The sequence below is a fragment of the bacterium genome (assembly GCA_021108215.1).
In the GTDB taxonomy this organism is placed as follows: domain Bacteria; phylum Oederibacteriota; class JAAXVQ01; order JAAXVQ01; family JAUVAV01; genus JAIORK01.
Window position 1 is genome coordinate 20,424 of record JAIORK010000036.1, and the last position, 16,691, is coordinate 37,114.

Annotated in this window: 19 protein-coding genes and 1 riboswitch; of the genes, 9 read left to right on the forward strand and 10 right to left on the reverse strand. The window is 46.0% G+C overall.

The features are described from left to right. Positions 1-97: 97 nt before the first annotated feature. The 6 genes from K8S19_08015 to K8S19_08040 all read left to right on the forward strand — a co-directional run bounded on the left by K8S19_08015 (position 98) and on the right by K8S19_08040 (position 4,718). Positions 98-475 (forward strand): hypothetical protein, encoded by a 378-nt coding sequence (locus K8S19_08015; GenBank protein MCD4813621.1) that lies wholly within the window; start codon positions 98-100, stop codon positions 473-475. A gap of 3 nt (positions 476-478) precedes the next feature. Then, positions 479-781, forward strand: coding sequence for a hypothetical protein (locus tag K8S19_08020; protein MCD4813622.1), 303 nt, complete (start codon positions 479-481; stop codon positions 779-781). A gap of 184 nt (positions 782-965) precedes the next feature. Beyond that, a complete protein-coding gene (locus K8S19_08025) occupies positions 966-1,136 on the forward strand; it encodes a hypothetical protein (protein ID MCD4813623.1) in 171 nt (56 codons plus the stop codon). 132 nt (positions 1,137-1,268) lie between these two features. Continuing rightward, positions 1,269-1,760, forward strand: coding sequence for an RNA polymerase sigma factor (locus tag K8S19_08030; protein MCD4813624.1), 492 nt, complete (start codon positions 1,269-1,271; stop codon positions 1,758-1,760). Next, on the forward strand, positions 1,750-2,532 hold the full coding sequence (locus tag K8S19_08035; GenBank protein MCD4813625.1) for a hypothetical protein: 783 nt from the start codon (positions 1,750-1,752) through the stop codon (positions 2,530-2,532). The genes K8S19_08030 and K8S19_08035 overlap by 11 nt, the downstream gene beginning before the upstream one ends. After that, on the forward strand, positions 2,532-4,718 hold the full coding sequence (locus K8S19_08040; protein MCD4813626.1) for a caspase family protein: 2,187 nt from the start codon (positions 2,532-2,534) through the stop codon (positions 4,716-4,718). The genes K8S19_08035 and K8S19_08040 overlap by 1 nt, the downstream gene beginning before the upstream one ends. 41 nt (positions 4,719-4,759) lie before the next feature. On the opposite strand, the gene K8S19_08045 is transcribed toward K8S19_08040, so the two are convergent. Next, positions 4,760-5,302, reverse strand: a complete 543-nt coding sequence (locus K8S19_08045) for a class I SAM-dependent methyltransferase (protein MCD4813627.1) — start codon at positions 5,300-5,302, stop codon at positions 4,760-4,762. A gap of 100 nt (positions 5,303-5,402) precedes the next feature. Continuing rightward, positions 5,403-5,609 carry a DUF2892 domain-containing protein gene (locus K8S19_08050; protein ID MCD4813628.1) on the reverse strand — a complete coding sequence of 69 codons (207 nt, stop codon included), beginning with the start codon at positions 5,607-5,609 and terminating at the stop codon, positions 5,403-5,405. Between the two features lie 282 nt (positions 5,610-5,891). On the opposite strand from K8S19_08050, the gene K8S19_08055 reads away from it, so the two are divergent. The 3 genes from K8S19_08055 to htpG all read left to right on the forward strand — a co-directional run bounded on the left by K8S19_08055 (position 5,892) and on the right by htpG (position 10,226). Then, a complete protein-coding gene (locus tag K8S19_08055) occupies positions 5,892-6,737 on the forward strand; it encodes a polymer-forming cytoskeletal protein (GenBank protein ID MCD4813629.1) in 846 nt (281 codons plus the stop codon). Between the two features lie 166 nt (positions 6,738-6,903). Further along, positions 6,904-7,686, forward strand: a complete 783-nt coding sequence (locus K8S19_08060; GenBank protein ID MCD4813630.1) for a hypothetical protein — start codon at positions 6,904-6,906, stop codon at positions 7,684-7,686. A gap of 608 nt (positions 7,687-8,294) precedes the next feature. Then, positions 8,295-10,226, forward strand: a complete 1,932-nt coding sequence (gene htpG / locus K8S19_08065; protein MCD4813631.1) for a molecular chaperone HtpG — start codon at positions 8,295-8,297, stop codon at positions 10,224-10,226. A 162-nt stretch (positions 10,227-10,388) separates the two neighbouring features. Here htpG and K8S19_08070 read toward each other — a convergent pair whose 3' ends face one another. The 8 genes from K8S19_08070 to K8S19_08105 form a co-directional block, all read right to left on the reverse strand. Next, positions 10,389-11,087 (reverse strand): SDR family NAD(P)-dependent oxidoreductase, encoded by a 699-nt coding sequence (locus K8S19_08070; GenBank protein MCD4813632.1) that lies wholly within the window; start codon positions 11,085-11,087, stop codon positions 10,389-10,391. Positions 11,088-11,130: 43 nt separating this feature from the next. Beyond that, positions 11,131-11,685, reverse strand: coding sequence for a hypothetical protein (locus K8S19_08075; GenBank protein MCD4813633.1), 555 nt, complete (start codon positions 11,683-11,685; stop codon positions 11,131-11,133). 145 nt (positions 11,686-11,830) lie between these two features. Next, a complete protein-coding gene (locus tag K8S19_08080; GenBank protein ID MCD4813634.1) occupies positions 11,831-12,037 on the reverse strand; it encodes an EamA family transporter in 207 nt (68 codons plus the stop codon). Then, positions 11,997-12,554: a manganese efflux pump MntP family protein gene (locus K8S19_08085; GenBank protein ID MCD4813635.1), complete on the reverse strand. Its 558-nt coding sequence runs from the start codon at positions 12,552-12,554 to the stop codon at positions 11,997-11,999. Before K8S19_08085 ends, K8S19_08080 begins: the two co-directional genes overlap by 41 nt. 105 nt (positions 12,555-12,659) lie before the next feature. Continuing rightward, entirely contained in the window at positions 12,660-12,869 is a 210-nt protein-coding gene (locus tag K8S19_08090) for a cold-shock protein (GenBank protein ID MCD4813636.1), read from the reverse strand. Positions 12,870-13,039: 170 nt separating this feature from the next. Further along, complete coding sequence (locus K8S19_08095) at positions 13,040-13,186, reverse strand: hypothetical protein (GenBank protein ID MCD4813637.1); 147 nt, start codon at positions 13,184-13,186, stop codon at positions 13,040-13,042. A 14-nt stretch (positions 13,187-13,200) separates the two neighbouring features. After that, complete coding sequence (gene metE / locus K8S19_08100) at positions 13,201-15,501, reverse strand: 5-methyltetrahydropteroyltriglutamate--homocysteine S-methyltransferase (protein ID MCD4813638.1); 2,301 nt, start codon at positions 15,499-15,501, stop codon at positions 13,201-13,203. A gap of 132 nt (positions 15,502-15,633) precedes the next feature. Then, positions 15,634-15,818, reverse strand: a riboswitch (cobalamin riboswitch). A gap of 88 nt (positions 15,819-15,906) precedes the next feature. Then, complete coding sequence (locus tag K8S19_08105; protein ID MCD4813639.1) at positions 15,907-16,689, reverse strand: YoaP domain-containing protein; 783 nt, start codon at positions 16,687-16,689, stop codon at positions 15,907-15,909. Positions 16,690-16,691 lie beyond the last annotated feature (2 nt).

Consider the following 16,691-nt stretch of genomic DNA (forward strand, 5'->3'; position numbering starts at 1 on the left):
CAAGGCTGGCGGCTCCCGGATTCAGCGATTTGACAAACCCTTGAAAAAGTGAAATAATTTCTTTTCAATAACTATTTCTTTCAGGAGGTATCCGGTTATGACATCCAGCCCGTCAGAGGGGCCTAAAAACAGTGACTTACAAAAACCAGCTGATCTAAAAACTTTTTTTACTCAATACCGTTTTATACTTATTGCCGCTTTCTTGTGTATTGTGGTGATACTGTTGCTGCCCGGAAGAATGAAACTCCATGCTTTTTCGGGATTGTTAAGCGGCACGTTGGTCGGTTTGGTCCCTTTTTTTGTCGCAAAATTCTACCAACAAGTCCGTACCGGGACGCTCGCACTGGTGGCATGTATGTTAGGCGGCTGTGTGTCCGGGCTTTTTTTGGTTTTGCCGCTGGCTTTAACTTTTTTGGTCATCATTTCCCTGCGAGCGAACCGGCAGGATCACACACCCAAAAATTCCGGAGAGTAACGCATGGAAAATTATTTCAAAATTCCCTGTCCCAAATGCAATGTTGTTTTAATTGTGGACCGCATTACCGGCGAGCTTATTGAATCCCGGGAACCGCTGATTGAAGAAAGTACGGGTGACCGTTTCCAGGATTCCTTAAAAAAAGTCAAAACAAGCCCCAAACTGGCCGAGGCGCTCTTCGAAAAATCCAAACAAGCTGAAAAAACCAAACACCAGGATCTGGATAATTTATTCAACAAGTCATTGGATCAGGCAAAAAAAGAAGGGCCGGTGAAAAAACAAATGCGGGACATTGATTTCGAATAATCACAGACACACCTACCAGCCGGATTGCATCCCGGCCTTTTGTGTCCCTGCTCTTTCAAAAAAATCAAACCGGCATTCCGACTACGGCAGTCCCCCCCACTGATCAGGAAAAAAAGATTTCCCTTTAAGCTCCCCGGCTTAATTTGTTATGATGCCGCTAATAGCAATGAAGTCCATTACCAAGATGAGGTTAATATGGAAAACAAAGACATCCGTTGGAAACAGCGTTATTCCAATTTTGAAAAAGCAACTGCCGGTCCCCTATTATGTTGATGTTGTGGATTATGGATCGCTGGAACAACCGGAATTGAAAAATCATATAACTCGTGTTGGTAAAACACTTTACAAACTCTGAGGCAAGCTTAACGATCATCACCGTATTATCGAACAACGTCCCGGATACATATTCAACTCATCATGAAAACGCGGGTGACAGTTCATGACACCTCCGGTGTTTTATCAGTAGCATGTTTTAGGAGAACCATGTATGGCCATTGACATCAAAGTACTCTATACCCGCTACGGACCCATGGTATTGCGACGGTGCCGGGGTCTGCTTAAAAACGAAGAAAGGGCTTTAGATGCCATGCAGGATGTTTTCGTCAAGCTGATTAAAAATCAAACCCGGCTCAAAGACACCTACCCCTCGAGTCTTTTATACACCATGGCCACCAATACTTGTCTCAATATTATACGCTCAACCAAACGGCACCCGGAAAACGAGAATGACCAAATTCTATTGACCATTGCATGCCATGACGATTCTCTTCAGCATCTGGTCAACCACGATCTGCTGAATCGTCTTTTCAAGCATGTACCTGTTTCAACCCGGGACATCATGGTCATGCTCTATGTTGATCATATGACTTTGGCGCAAACCTCCCGGATTGCCGGCCTTTCCGTCTCCGGCATCCGAAAACGGGTACGGGAATTTAAAGCCAGGGTCAAAGATGCAAAGGAGTTCCAAAATGGGATCTAACATTCCTCTTTTTATGCTTGAACAATATCTGCTTGAGGAACTGCCGGCTGACCGGATGAAAGCCATTGCCCGGCAGCTTAAAACGGATTCGGACCTGCAACAAGCCTTGGCATCGCTCAAGCAATCCAACCAAGCCATTGCACAAGCTTATCCGGCTTCCGGTATGGTTGCTGCCATCCGCTGTAAAACCATGCCGGCGTCCCAAACAGGCCGGCAGAAGTGGTTTCCCGGAAAATTTACATTTCCGGTTCTGTCCATGGCCGCTGTTGCCGTGGTCCTGTTTTTGGCCTGGCCGGCTTTGCAAATCAATGTTTTTCATTCCGGGGAAACCACTCGGATTAAAGGCAATGAGTCCCGTTTGTTTGTTTACCGAAAAAGCGAGCAATCGATTGATCTGCTGAAAAACAACCAAACGGTTGGCCGGGGGGATTTATTACAGATTGCTTATCACAGTGAAGCCCAATCCTTTGGTGTCATCCTCTCGATTGACGGCGCCCGGCAGGTCACCTTGCATTTCCCCCGCACACCGGATGATACCACCAAGCTGGCTGCCGCAAAAAAAACTTTGCTGCCGGCTGCCTATGAGTTGGATGATGCGCCTGATTTTGAGCGCTTCTTTTTCATCACATCAGCCGTTGAATTGGATGTCCAATCCACTCTCCAGGCAGCCCGGGCACTGGCCGAAAATACACAGCAGGCGATCCATGCCCCGTTGGCGCTGCCAAAGGATTGGCAACAGATTTCCGTTGTTCTGAAAAAGGGGGATCACTGATGAAGTATTCTTTTTGGATTGGACCCGTTTTATTCTGCCTCATGCTCATCACGACGCTGCCGCAAACTGTTAGGGCGGTTCCCCAGGACGGTATGCGACGTTTTGCGGTGGTGGTCGGGGCCAATGACGGCGGTGAATCCCGCGTTCGTCTGCGCTATGCTGTATCCGATGCCCGGACCGTGATGAAACTTTTTCAAAAAATCGGCGGCGTGTTTCCGCTTGATTGCCGGTTTTTGGTTGAACCCAACCGGGAGACCTTGCTCGCTTCCCTTCAATCACTTCAACGCAAGGTTCGCAAAATTCACGGCCGGACCGGAAAAACCGAGATGATTTTTTACTACTCCGGGCATTCGGATGAAGAGTCCGTACTGCTGGGCGGCGAGAAAGTCTATTATACTGAAATCAAACATGCCATCGAAGCGGTGAATGCTGATGTACGCATTGCCATTTTGGACTCCTGCTCTTCCGGGGCATTCACCCGGATCAAGGGCGGCAAGACCCGTCCGCCATTTTTGCTGGATGATGCCAACGACATGAAGGGTTCCGCATTTTTAACCTCGAGTTCCTCGGACGAGGTTTCCCAGGAATCGGACCGGCTGCGCAGCTCATTTTTTACTCATTATCTGGTTTCCGGCATGCGTGGTGCCGCGGATATGAGCCAGGATGGCAAGGTCACACTCAACGAAGCTTATCAGTATGCCTATCACGAAACCCTGATGAATACCGAAAAAACCATGAGCGGTCCGCAGCATCCCAATTATAACATTCAGATGACCGGCACGGGTGACGTCATCATGACGGATATCCGTCAGAGTTCGGCGATCATGGTGTTTGACAAAAGTATCCAGGGTCGTATCTTTATACGCGACCACGAAGACCGGTTGGTCCTGGAAATGCGCAAATCCGACGGCAAGTCCATGCAGATCGGTCTCGAAGAAGGCGATTACACAATCAGCTACGAAATAAACCGTGCCTTGTATGCGGCCTCGGTCCATTTGACCCTTGGTCAGGAATTACACGTCGCAAAGGCGCAGTTTGAAAAAGTGATGCGTGAATCAACCGTGGCACGGGGTAACCCGGCAAAAGCGAAAACCGCTTATAAAGACCCGGTGCTCTTTCATGCCGGGGATGCTCAAGTAGTCCCCTGGGATTTTATGTTGATGGCTGAACCGAAAGTCTATAAAAATATTTTGCATCACAATGCGATCGGACTTTTGGGTGTTTCGAGCGGCAAGGTTGACGGTATTTCCCTGGCTGTGGGGCCGAATATTATTCTTGAAAATAGCCGCGGCGCTCAAATCTCGGCAATCGGCAATGATACCGGTTGGGATATGCAGGGTGCCCAAATTGGCGGCATTTATAATTTTTTAGGTAAAAGATTGCATGGGGTCCAGGCAGCCGGGATTTTCAACCAACTGGGCGGTGATCTTCATGGCGTCCAGACAGCCGGTATCTTTAGTATTTGCCGGGGCAATGTCCGGGGTTTTCAAAGTAGCGGCGTTTATAATATGATTGAGGGCCGTGCCAATGCCGGGCAATTTGCCGGGATTTTCAACCTGACCCACGGCCCCTGCCGGGGAATTCAAGCGGCCGGGATGGTAAATATTGCAACTACTGAGATGGAAGGCGCTCAACTGTCCGGCGGGATCAATATTGTTCATGGAAAATCCCGGGGCGTTCAAATCGGCATTGTAAATATTGCAGATGAGCAAAACGGAGTCCCTATCGGTTTGGTCAATCTTGCAAAAAACGGCGGTGTGGGACTGACCACCTGGTGGGATAATCAGAGTGGTTTTAATCTCGGCGCTAAATTCAGAGCAGGACATTTCTATTCAATCATTGCCGGTAATAAAAAATCTGCGATGGATGATTCGGAAAATGCTTGGGGTGGCGGTTTTTATTATGGAGTTCAGATTCCTATCACACAAAAATATTATGTAGCAGCGGATACAGGCTTTGTTTTTATAAATCATCGCCCAACTGATACCTTCACTGATGATGACTTGCAGATGGCCCAACTCCGGGTAATGGCAGGTGCAACCTTTTACCGGCGCCTTTCAGTATTTGGCGGAGTGGGTAGTGCCTATATTTATCGCGCAGAAATTGGCTGGGAAAAAGAAGTATCGGAAAGCATTAAAAAAGATATGCGCCCCCTCTATCTGGCCGGTGCTACACTGCACTTTTAGGAAAGTTATATCAGTGACGATGTGTGATTGTCATAGCATGGCTATTTCTTAAATAACATTGTTATACTAAATGCAATATTGGGAGGTGTCTCTGTTTTGAATCCCAATGCCTGTGCCACCTGTATGGTTTTTTCAAAATCATGTGCGGAAACATGGATTTTGGGCTCTGTAATCAGCAGCCGTCCCCCTGGCTTCAAGTTGCCAAAAATTTGCTTAAGAAATTCCTGTATATCCGGCACTTCATGCGCCACCCAGAATACATTGGCAAAATCGACTGCTACAGTAATATCGAGACTGTCCTGTCGGCACTGATGCAATACAATCCGGTCCGCCACCCCAAATTTTTTCGCGCGCTTTTGGGTCATGGACAGCATGGCTGCCTGCATATCCACTGCATGCACATGTCCCCGGCCCTGTAGGAGCCTGGCCAGCCGCAGGGTGGTAAATCCACCCCCGCAGCCGATATCCAGGACTTCCATGCCCGGTTTGATATAAGGACTGTAAATTTTCTCTATATTGTGGATCAGATTGCGCACCGGATTGTCAAAAGTCCAGACAAACCACCAGGGACACACATGCGGCATAAGATTTTCCTTTCAAATCATTTTTCCGGCCGGGTGTCCAACACCATACCGAGCAACATGCATCGGCTTCCCAAAGCCGCGATATGTTGTTGCCTGCACCTCACGACTTTCTTTTACACGTCGACCCGCCGAACAACGTATACAAGGGACAAAACCCTATAAAACTTGTCATTACAAAGACAACCGCAAACACCATGAGCACAATTCCCAGTGTCCCCTTTAAAACACCGCCGATAAACAAGCCGGTAATGACCAAAGCAATCACAATACGCAAAATACGATCAAGACTTCCCATATTCAATTTCATACCACACCTCCCGGACTGCCTTAATGCTTGGGTAATTTTACAATGCTCTGCCAAGAGATTCCAGCAATAAATGCTTGTAACCCTTTATGACCGCTGTATCTGTATAATCCTTACATGTGCCCTGATTTTTTTTTCAAAATTTAATTCCCCCTCGGCTCACGTCCATTATGTTCGCACCGGCATAACAACTCGATTTATTGCGGATGATGTTTGATTTTTAATCTTGTCTCATCCGGGTAAAAAATGCGACAATAAAATATTCGATTTTATTGGAGTGTTTCCATGTTAAAACGTTTTTTTCTTATTTCATTGATAGCTTTATTTTTGCTGCCGGCGCTTGTCCAGGCCAAAAACCTGGTCCGGATTGGTGAAAACGCGATTGTTACAGTCGAACTGGAGTTACAAGATGTGGTTGTCATCAATGGCGATGCCGAAATTTCCGGCCGCGTACTGGGCAACGTGATTGTCATTGGCGGCGACATTGTGCTCAATCCCTCAGCGTATGTCAGCGGCGATGTGGTCTGTCTGGGCGGCATCCTCAAGAGCAGCACCGCAGCGATCATCAAAGGCTCCAAAGTGGAAATCGGCGGGAAAATCAGCTGGAAATCACTCCCTTATTTTTCTATCGCAAAGCTTATGTTCCTTAGCTTCTTATATAAAATCTCTACCGCCGTTATCCTGGTACTGCTGTGTGTATTTTTTGTACTGATGTGGCCCAATCAAATCCGCTATGCCGCGCAAGAGGCTTCCCACGATCTGGTCAAATCCATTCTGGTGGGGATTTTTGCAGTCGCGTTGCTGGTTCCCCTGGGGATCGGATTTGCCATTACCTTATTCGGACTCCCCATCGCCTTTGCCATTTTGGTTTTTCTCCTGATTGCCAGCTGGTTTGGCATTGCCAGTATGGCCTATCTGGTCGGCACAAAAATCTCCAACCGTTTCTCGCCTTTGGTCGCGGTTATTTTTGGCCTGCTCATTCTTAAATTTGTTCATTTCGTCCCCTTCATCGGCTTCATCCTTTACTTCATTGCCATTTTGCCCGGTCTGGGCGCGATTCTCCTGACGCGGTTCGGCACCAACCGGCCCTGGATGGGATCCAAAAACGAAAAATCCTCTAAAAAAAAATAGGTCCATCACGGCTGTCATTTGCATATCAAAATCCCGGCATGGTTCCTAGACTGTCCCTTGCACAAATTTATTTTAATAACCGGCATTTCAAGTAACAAATTCTCCACCTCCCGGTGTTTCACCAATAGAAGCAACAATCACCATTTTAAATATAGGAGGCACTATCATGAGAAAAAAACTATCTATTCTGGCATGGGTCATTCCCCTATTCCTGGCTATGCAGATTCAGGCTGAGACCATGCCAACCGCAGTGGGCACACCAAGTCCTGCAGCAGAACAATCCGTCATTCCTGAAACAACACCCACACCTGAGCCCCAACCGGTTGTTTCCAAGCCGGCAATGCTGACTGAGAAAGAAACCGCCATGATTGAAAATCCAGAATCATCCTACAAAATCAACAGCCTGTTTGAAGGCCGCATCACCTCAAACGGCGGATACGGTACTGCGGGTTATAAACCCACCCGTATCGACGGAGAGACCGGACACATGATCGGCGGCCGGGGTGGCTGGATCATTAACCATTCACTCATGATCGGCGGTGCGGGCTATAACCTGGCCGATTCCCAGATCCAGCGTGAGTTTGACGGTGAGATGAAGAAGCTCCATTTTGGTTACGGCGGTATTGAGTTGGGGTACACTTTTTTCTCGGATCAGTTGATCCATCTTGTGGTGCACACTTTGTTTGCCGGTGGCGGTATCGGCACCCTGGACAAAGTTTATGCTGATGAAGACGAAGACGGTAATAAAAAACATACTTGGGAAGGTCCGGTAGATACGGTCTTTGTGGTCGAACCCATGATCTATGCCGAGCTAAATGTAACCGAATGGTTCCGGGTCTGCCTGGGCGGCGGTTACCGGCATGTAGAAGGCTGTGAGCTCAAGGGCGTGAGCAATCAAGACCTGAGCGGTGCTTCCGCCGAACTACTCTTCAAATTCGGATATTTTTAATCGTAAAAATCCACAGGCTTACCCGGCATTCGCCGGGCAAGCTGCCCATTGTATTCGCGCCGGCACGATAAAAAAACAACAACAAGGCCAGGCAGGACATATCCCCGGCTTGGCCTTGTTATATTTCCAGTAAATAGGCCACCCGCAAGCCGGCACGATAAACATCCGCCCAATGGGATTGCTGTTTGGCTTCAGGTTAATGAAAATCCTGCCAACGGATATTCCGGTGTTTCACATAATCATCCCAGACGATCCGCTTGTGCTGAAGTCCGGCTGCCTGAAAAAACATTTCCAATGCAGGTATGGTGAGCAGCGTAAGCATACTTAAGGATTTCCCTTTGGAATCTTTCGCGCTTTCCTGCAGACAATAATCCCGTTTCTGCGTTTGGGAGCATTATAGCACCAACCCAAACTTTTCTCTGCGTCTGTAAAATGATTTTTTCATCAGTCTTTCGCCGGCATTCTTTTTTCCGTCCCCGCGTTACCTGTATTCGGCATTTCTATAAAAATGCATTAATGGGTTGATTTTTCTTTGAAATATGGTAAAACGTCTATTCTCACGATCTTATTTATCCAAGACACATTCTCAATAGCTGGAGGGCACAAACATGACAGAACCAACTGTAGAAAAACTTGAATTCAAAACTGAGGTCAGCCAACTGCTTGATCTTGTGGTCCATTCCCTTTACTCGCACAAGGATATTTTTCTGCGCGAGCTCATTTCCAATGCCTCGGATGCGATTGACAAACTCCGTTATCAGGCTGTAACCCAGAGTGATCTTACGGGTGATGATGCTGACTGGAAAATAAAAATCAGCCTGGACAAAGAAAACAACACACTCACCCTTTCCGACAACGGCATCGGCATGAATCATGATGATCTGGTCAATAATCTCGGTACCATTGCCAAATCCGGCACCAAAGAGTTTTTGGCCACCTTACAGCAAAGCAAGGATAATGTTAATCTCATCGGTCAATTCGGCGTAGGCTTTTATGCCTCCTTCATGGTCGCTGACAAGGTCGAGGTGGTTTCCAAGCCACCCCAGGACCCGGCGCACCGCTGGGTCTCGGACGGCAAACAGGGCTTTGAGATCACGCCGGATGACAAATCCAAGCGCGGCACGGATATTATCCTTCATCTCAATGAAGAAAACCGGACCTATCTGGAAGAATATGAAATCCGCTCTCTGGTTAAAAAATACTCTGATTTTGTCGAGTTCCCGATTTTAATGGATGTGGAACGTGAGGAAACCCCGCAAGATGCCGAGGGCAAACCGATCGAGAATGCCAAACCAGAGAAAAAAATCATCACCGAGACGCTCAACTCTATGAAAGCAATCTGGGCCAAACAAAAAAAAGATGTCACCCCGGAAGAATATCATGAATTTTACCGGCATGTTTCCCATGATTTCACCGATCCTCTAGAAACCATTCATTATCACGCTGAGGGAACCATTGAATTCAAAGCCCTCATTTATATTCCCAGTCAGGCACCTTTTGATCTTTTTATGCGCGATTCCCAAAAGGGCATCCAATTATATATCAACCGGATTTTTATCATGAGTGATGCCAAAAAACTTATTCCAGCATACCTGCGCTTTCTCAGAGGGGTTGTGGATACCAGTGATCTGCCGCTGAATGTCTCGCGCGAAATGATTCAGCAGGATGCCCAGTTGGAAAAAATCAGTAAAAATATTGTCAAGAAAACCCTGGCTACACTCAAAACCATGAAGGATAAGGATTTTGATAAATATCTGAAATTTTACAAAACCTTCGGCACGGCATTAAAAGAAGGCTTGCACTATGATCATGATAACCGGGAAGCCATTGCCGAACTGCTGCTTTTTGAGAGCACCAAAACCGAGCCGGGTCAGCTGCGTTCCCTTGATCAGTATTGTTCGGATATGCCGTCTGAACAAACCGCCATCTATTATCATACTGCCGAGGACCGGGCATTGGCACTCGCTTCGCCCTATCTGGAAACTTTCCAATCCAAAAATTGGGAAGTCCTGCTCATGTTGGAAGCCATTGATGAAATTGTTCTGCCTGATCTTTTTGAATACAAGAAAAAACCGGTCAAACCGATCAATCGCGGGGATGTTGATTTAAGCAGCGAAGAAAAAGAAAAAGCCGAGGCAGCTCAAAAAAAAGCCAATGAAACCTATAAAGATCTACTCGCTTATATACAGAAAAAACTTGAAAATAATATCAAAGAAGTCCGTTTTTCAAAATTACTCAAAGACAGCCCGGCCTGCCTGGCATTGGATGATGCCGGCATGACCCGCCAAATGCAGGAACTCTTTAAAGCCATGGGCAAAGAGTCGCCTGAACAAAAAAACATTCTGGAACTCAATCCCAATCATAAGGTTGTAGAAACCATGAACACGCTTTTCCAGGAAAACCAAGCCTCAGAAAAATTATCCGACTATGTCTCTTTGATCTACGATCAGTCGCTGCTTACCGCCGGGTTCAAGGTCAAAGATCCCCTGGCATTTTCAAAAAGGCTGACACAATTGATGGTGGGACCAACCGCTTCCTAAAAAATCGCTTGGGCGGGATTTCCCCGCCCAAGCGATCACCTTGCCAAAACATCCTGTTCAACATGTAAAGAAATCCCCGCACTCTTGCCCGGCGGACTTGCCCAGCTTGCCCTGCGTATGCGGGGGCGAATGCCGGGTGCCGGGTCAAAACAAATGACCCTACTAAAATTTCTGTTCCTCAGCCCCGTACCAGGTTTTGCCGGTCTCGCCAAACGGTTTAGCCAGTAATTCCAGAATCCGAACAGCGCCGTCAACCGGCTCGCCGGGCGCATTGGAACCACCCATATCAGTTTTAAGCCATCCCGGGTCCAGACTGTTGACCGCCACTTTACCCTGGAGTGCAGTGGCCCACATCATGGTCAATCCGTTCAAAGCGTATTTACTCAAACGATAGCTAATCATATCTTTTTCCGTCTGCACCGCTTTTTTGGTTCCGGCACCGGACGAAACATTAATAATCCGGGGTTCCTGACCTTTTTCCAGCCAAGGCAGCAATGTCCTTATCATCTGCTGAGGACTGTACAAGTTGGTCCACATGGTTTTCTCCATGATTTCCAGGGTATCTTCCTTCGGATGAAGCGTATAGGTCATCACACCGGCATTATTAATCAGCACATCCAGGCTTCCCCAGTTTTCTTCGACCCAGCTTGCCGCTGCCTGGGCAGCATCAGGATTGCACACGTCGAGGACCAATCCCTGAAAATCCCCTTTCTCTTCGAGCAAAGCAGCGGTGACTGCCATGCGCTCCTTATCGCGCGAGATCCCCAAAAGGCGGACACCCTTTTCCAATAATAACTTCGCCGTCTCCCGCCCGATACCACGCGAAACACCGGTTAAAATAATTTTTTTATTTTTGAGCATAATACCGCCTCACAAAAAAAACATATACTATTTTAATGATTATTCAACTCCAAACGATGTTCCATCTCCATTCCTGAGGATTGCCCTCATCAAGACTAACCCGAATATTTTTCAGCCCTAAAATATCTCCCATGCCAAAAAGATAACCAGTCATATACACGCGCATGTTGGCGTCATAGCCCGGAAAATCACGCAGAACAAAGACCGCCGTGTTTTTTCCCTCACTCTCGATTGAAGCCTCACCTTCCCGATAAAAACTATGCCATAATTGCGCCACCCGCTTGAAAATAAATTGCGGCGTAGGAATCCGAATAAAAATTTGATAAAACCGGGGCAACCCTTCCTTGGCCATTATTTTTCCTGTCTCCCAGAGTGCTTTTTGCAGGTTCCCGGGAAAAAGGACTTTACAGCCTTCATATAAAAATGTTCCCTCATATGCCAGTTCCGTCTCAATCCAGGAAATCGCCAGTGTCGTGGATTCCCATATTTTCAATGCTTCCGGCGAAAGATTTTTTTCGAGCTGTTTTATTGCCTCCGGCCCTTTGTCTTCAATCAATTTTTTAAGTATAATTAATCCGGTTCCTTTAATTTTTGTCATCGTCATCTCCTGAGTGTGGGGGCCTGCCGCTTCATTTCAACCGGTACTGAAGCAGACATTAGAACTATTCCCTGATAAATTCTGTATAATTTAAGTTTATGAGGGATAAAAGTGCTTTGTCAAGCGCCATATCCCCTCCCCGGCTTCAGACCTTTTGAGTCCGGTTATTTCTCATGATACCGGCGATGGAAAAAATGACTAAAACAATTGCAAGTACTGTCCCCGGGGTGATCACCTCCCCCAGAATAATCCATCCTAAAAAAACTGCGATGACTGGATTAACATAGGTATTGGTGGTAACCAGCTTGTATTTAAAAATGCCCGACCAATATCTTGATACCAATACCTGCAAGAATCAACCCTCCCAATATTTCCATGCGTTTCCCCAAAGCCAAACCAAACCGGCAACCAATTTCCAATCCCACCACAGTCATCCCTGCCGCAACCAAACCAATCAATCCGGCCGGCCAAAAAATGGGTGTCTCAAGTACTGAAAACCCAATTCCAACAACCAAAGCATCAATGCTGGTTGCAATAGCCAAAGTTAATAAAATCCAACCCTTGGTTGGATCGCCAGATTTCCGCTTTCTATCCGCACCTTGCATACTATCCCAAATCATATGCAACCCCACCAGCAACAGCAATATACAAGCAATCCAATGAGATATATCCCTGAAATATCCTACAAATACAGACGCAGCCTTCCAACCGATCACCGACATAGTAAACTGAAAAAATCCGAACGCCCCTGCCATTCTCATGGTTTGTGTTAAGTTCGGCCGGCATAATTTCACACCCGTGGCGATAGCTACTGCAAAGGCATCCATGCCTAAACCCACAGCTACACCTAAAAGCATCCAAAATGACATATGATATCCCTCTTTGATGAAAATCCGTGTAACATTTCAAAAAAAAACGGCCCCCTTTAAGGGGGCCGTTTCAATCATTGGCAAAATTGAATATACTTGTTAAAGTTAGCCGATTTTGCGAACGTTGGCTGCCTGGGCGCCTTTCGGTCCCTGGACAATGTCGAATTCAACTTCGTCGCCTTCGTTCAGGTTACGGAAGCCGTCACCCTGGATGGCTGAAAAATGTACAAATACATCTTCACCGCCATCGTTCTGTTCCAAAAAACCATAACCTTTTGTTCCATTAAACCATTTTGTCTTACCTTGAACTGACATGAATCTTGTTCCTCCAAAATTTTCAATACCCATTTTTTGCCTTAGCAAAGAAGGGGGTTCACCTTACCATTGCGTGGTAAACCTGTCAAATAAATTATCGGTTATTATAAATAAATAATAAAGCGCTTTTTTATTCCCACTGACGCCCTGGTCAAATTTACAATCCATTCCTATTTAATGCTACTGATTTTAATCGTCCCCTTCACGTTCCCTTGCACAATAACACGCGCCATATAGACACCGGGCACAACATCTTGGCAGTCCCAGACCAGACTTTGACCCGGACCCTCCGGCAACTCTTCCTGCAGTATTGCCACACGCTAACAGAAATTTATCCGCTTATCTTGATTTGCCCTCTCAGCTCTTTGGCTGCTGCAACCATGTTGTGCAAGGCATCGTTGACTTCAGGCCAATTTCTGGTCTTCACTCCGCAATCAGGATTAATCCACAATTGTTCAACCGCCATAACTGCCATTGCTTTTTTCATCCTATTGATAATTGCTTCCTTTTCCGGAACAAGCGGTGAATGGATATCATAAACTCCCGGACCGATATCATTGGGATACTTAAATTCACCAAAGGCCGTCAAAAGCACCATATCCGACCGCGAGGCCTCAATCGATATAACATCTGCGTCCATTGCGGCAATGGCATCCAAAATATCCTCAAAGTCCCCATAACACATGTGCGTATGAATCTGCGTTTCATTCTTAACCCCCGCTGATGCCAATCGAAAACAATCCACTCCCCATTTCAGATATGCGGGCCATTCGGTTTTTTTCAGCGGCAACCCTTCCCGCAAAGCCGGTTCATCAATCTGTATCACATGAATACCCGCTCGTTCCAAATCAGCTACCTCATCCCGAATCGCCAAGGCGATTTGTTGACAGGTATCCTTCCTCGGCTGATCATCACGTACAAAAGACCATTGCAAAATAGTAACCGGTCCGGTAAGCATGCCTTTCATTGGTTTTTTCGTTAAAGATTGTGCAAAAGAACTCCACGCTACGGTCATCGGTTCTTTTCTTTCCACATCTCCATAAATAATCGGCGGTTTGACACAGCGAGACCCATAGCTCTGTACCCATCCGTTTTTAGTAAAGACAAAACCATCCAGATGTTCACCAAAATATTCAACCATATCCGTACGTTCAAATTCTCCATGCACCAATACATCCAGGCCTATCTCTTCCTGAAATGCGATACACTTTCTTGTTTCTTCCTTTAAAAACTGTTGGTACGCTTCCTGATTCAATTTCCCTGATTTTAAATCCCGTCTTTTCAAACGAACCGATTGCGTCTGCGGAAAAGATCCGATCGTTGTTGTCGGCAACAAAGGCAGCCGGAATTTTTCCTGCTGCATCTTTTTCCGTTCATTAAACGGAGCATTTCTGGCCAGCATCCGGGCAGTAACTTTGCGACCCCGTTCTTTAATCCGTAATTGATTGACTTTTTCCGATTTTCGTCTGAATTGAACAGCTGCCTGTCTTTTGGTTAATTCATCAGCTATTACACTCTTTCCTTGAGTGCCCACTTTTCCTAAAAGGACTATTTCATCCATTTTTTCTTTTGCAAAACACAGCCAGGATTTAATCTCCTCATCAAGCTCGGTTTCTTCTTCCAGGCCAAACGGAACATGCAATAACGAACATGAAGAACTAATGATTACATTATTTTCACCCAGCTTGGTTATCGCTTTTTCAATCATTGGAATAAAAATCCCCAGATCGCTGCGCCAGATATTCCTCCCATTAATCACACCCAGAGACAATTGTTGATCCGGTCTGATGATTTCCAAAACCTGATCAAGTTGTTCCGGCGCTCTAACAAGATCAACATGTAAACCATCGATTGGACAATTGACAATGTCATTTAAATAATTTGTGATACCGCCAAAGTATGTGGTTAATTGTATTTTCCATCTTGAATCTACTGATGATAATTGTTTATAGGTTTTATGAACAGCTGCAGCAACGTCTTCTGCCCGGTCCAAAACCAAACAGGGTTCATCCATCTGAATCCAATCCGCCCCGGCTTCCGCCAATTTATCCAATATAGCTTCATAAACCGGCAAAAGTAATGGCAATAATGTTAATACTGATGCCGCGCCATCAACCATTCTTCCCGACAAAAGATAAGAAACCGGCCCAAGCAAAACAGGCCGGGTATGAATCCCCATTGCCTTGGCCTCTTCAAATTCCCGAACCGCTTTCAATGCATAAAGTTTAAATTCCTGGTTTTCTTTAAATTCAGGAACAAGATAGTGATAGTTGGTATCAAACCATTTGGTCATTTCCATGGCGGGAATATTCTGATTGTCGTTTTTTTTACCGCGTGCCATTGCAAAATATAAATCAAGATCAATATCACCGTCATTCCAATTGTAGCGTTCGGGCACGGCACCTACCATACAAGTCGTATCAAGAACCTGATCATAAAACGAAAAATCATTGGAAGGAATAATTCCCAATTGATGTTCCTGCATTAGCCGCCAGTGAGCGACTCTTAATGCTGAAGCAACCTCAAGTAATTCTTCCTTATTTATTTCCCCCCTCCAATATTTTTCCAGAGCTTTTTTAAGCTCGCGTTTTTTTCCCATTCTGGGAAATCCTAAAACTGCAGTTTTGGCCATCCTCGGGCCCCCTTTCAAAATAAAAAACCCTGACCTGTCATGCACGGGGCATAAAACAGACCAGGGGATCATTGAAAGTCCTGCCTTCCGATGATGCTTTCCCGGCTGCTTCACCCCAATCCACGAGGGTCAAACAAGTTTTTTGTCTTAAGCAGGTCTTCTGGCTTCCGGATCGTTCTACTAACCCAACCTTCCCATCCGTATTGAATAGTGGTCATTTGGGTGTTCGTCACCGGTTACAGCGGCGGGACCGCGACGGACTTGCACCGTCTTCCCTTTTCATCCTCTCGCGAGGAACATAAGACTTTTTTTATTAGATAGATTTTATCGTTATAAAATTGAAAGTCAATCCTTAACTTACCGTTCCACATTTTTTTCGCGTTTTTTAGTGTGTCATGGAGCTGGTCAATCTTTGAGCGCTTTCAGAATATTTCTAAATCTCGTTGCGCTGATGGGATGGTATGCCAGAATATCACCTTGATACAGTATCCCAAACGTCCCAAACGGCACCGGACTTTGCTGTGCTGCTCTGCTGTCATTTAAATCCACAATCTTGAGTGTCAGCTTAAATTCATTTTTCGCAACCTCCGCCATTTCCTGCACATTGGTCACCGTATAAGGACATTGATCAGCTCTGAAAAGAATGAGTCCCTTTTTCCATTTTTCCGGGATGGTTTTTAATTGCACTGCAAAGCAAGGTGGCGGTGTCCGTGTCTGTGTGGAAAATGTCTTTGCCATCAATAAAAAATCGGGCTCTGACCGGTCCACAACCGCATACTTTCTTTTTAGAAATATCCGTTCATCCGCCATAAAAGAACCCTTACGCACCACCACGGCAACACCCGCCAATTTTTGTTTCTTTGCATCCGCTTCACACTGTTCAATCAGCTTGGAGGCATATCCGTGCCCTTTAAATTCTTTTTTAAATCCCACAAACAAACAGTGAATCACCATATACTTATCCGCCCGGATGGACCGCCAGCAAGTTTTACCCGGCATATATTCAATCATTCCCTGTGTTCCGGTTTTTTCAGAATGAAGCATAAATACTCTCAAACCGTGTTTCAACTGTTCTAAAACCCACCCGGTTTTTTCCTGATACCCGGGCCGTTTTGGATTTTTATACCCACAAAAGGCAAACGTCTGATAATTTTCCGGTGTCACTTGTATCATTTTCAACGCATCCATGA

Bases quoted from the DNA above. Each gene is read 5' to 3' on its own strand.
- K8S19_08015 (MCD4813621.1), top strand. From the start codon at position 98: ATGACATCCAGCCCGTCAGAGGGGCCTAAAAACAGTGACTTACAAAAA.
- K8S19_08020 (MCD4813622.1), top strand. From the start codon at position 479: ATGGAAAATTATTTCAAAATTCCCTGTCCCAAATGCAATGTTGTTTTA.
- K8S19_08025 (MCD4813623.1), top strand. From the start codon at position 966: ATGAGGTTAATATGGAAAACAAAGACATCCGTTGGAAACAGCGTTATT.
- K8S19_08030 (MCD4813624.1), top strand. From the start codon at position 1,269: ATGGCCATTGACATCAAAGTACTCTATACCCGCTACGGACCCATGGTA.
- K8S19_08035 (MCD4813625.1), top strand. From the start codon at position 1,750: ATGGGATCTAACATTCCTCTTTTTATGCTTGAACAATATCTGCTTGAG.
- K8S19_08040 (MCD4813626.1), top strand. From the start codon at position 2,532: ATGAAGTATTCTTTTTGGATTGGACCCGTTTTATTCTGCCTCATGCTC.
- K8S19_08045 (MCD4813627.1), bottom strand. From the start codon at position 5,302: ATGCCGCATGTGTGTCCCTGGTGGTTTGTCTGGACTTTTGACAATCCG.
- K8S19_08050 (MCD4813628.1), bottom strand. From the start codon at position 5,609: ATGAAATTGAATATGGGAAGTCTTGATCGTATTTTGCGTATTGTGATT.
- K8S19_08055 (MCD4813629.1), top strand. From the start codon at position 5,892: ATGTTAAAACGTTTTTTTCTTATTTCATTGATAGCTTTATTTTTGCTG.
- K8S19_08060 (MCD4813630.1), top strand. From the start codon at position 6,904: ATGAGAAAAAAACTATCTATTCTGGCATGGGTCATTCCCCTATTCCTG.
- htpG (MCD4813631.1), top strand. From the start codon at position 8,295: ATGACAGAACCAACTGTAGAAAAACTTGAATTCAAAACTGAGGTCAGC.
- K8S19_08070 (MCD4813632.1), bottom strand. From the start codon at position 11,087: ATGCTCAAAAATAAAAAAATTATTTTAACCGGTGTTTCGCGTGGTATC.
- K8S19_08075 (MCD4813633.1), bottom strand. From the start codon at position 11,685: ATGACAAAAATTAAAGGAACCGGATTAATTATACTTAAAAAATTGATT.
- K8S19_08085 (MCD4813635.1), bottom strand. From the start codon at position 12,554: ATGTCATTTTGGATGCTTTTAGGTGTAGCTGTGGGTTTAGGCATGGAT.
- K8S19_08090 (MCD4813636.1), bottom strand. From the start codon at position 12,869: ATGTCAGTTCAAGGTAAGACAAAATGGTTTAATGGAACAAAAGGTTAT.
- metE (MCD4813638.1), bottom strand. From the start codon at position 15,501: ATGGCCAAAACTGCAGTTTTAGGATTTCCCAGAATGGGAAAAAAACGC.
- K8S19_08105 (MCD4813639.1), bottom strand. From the start codon at position 16,689: ATGGATGCGTTGAAAATGATACAAGTGACACCGGAAAATTATCAGACG.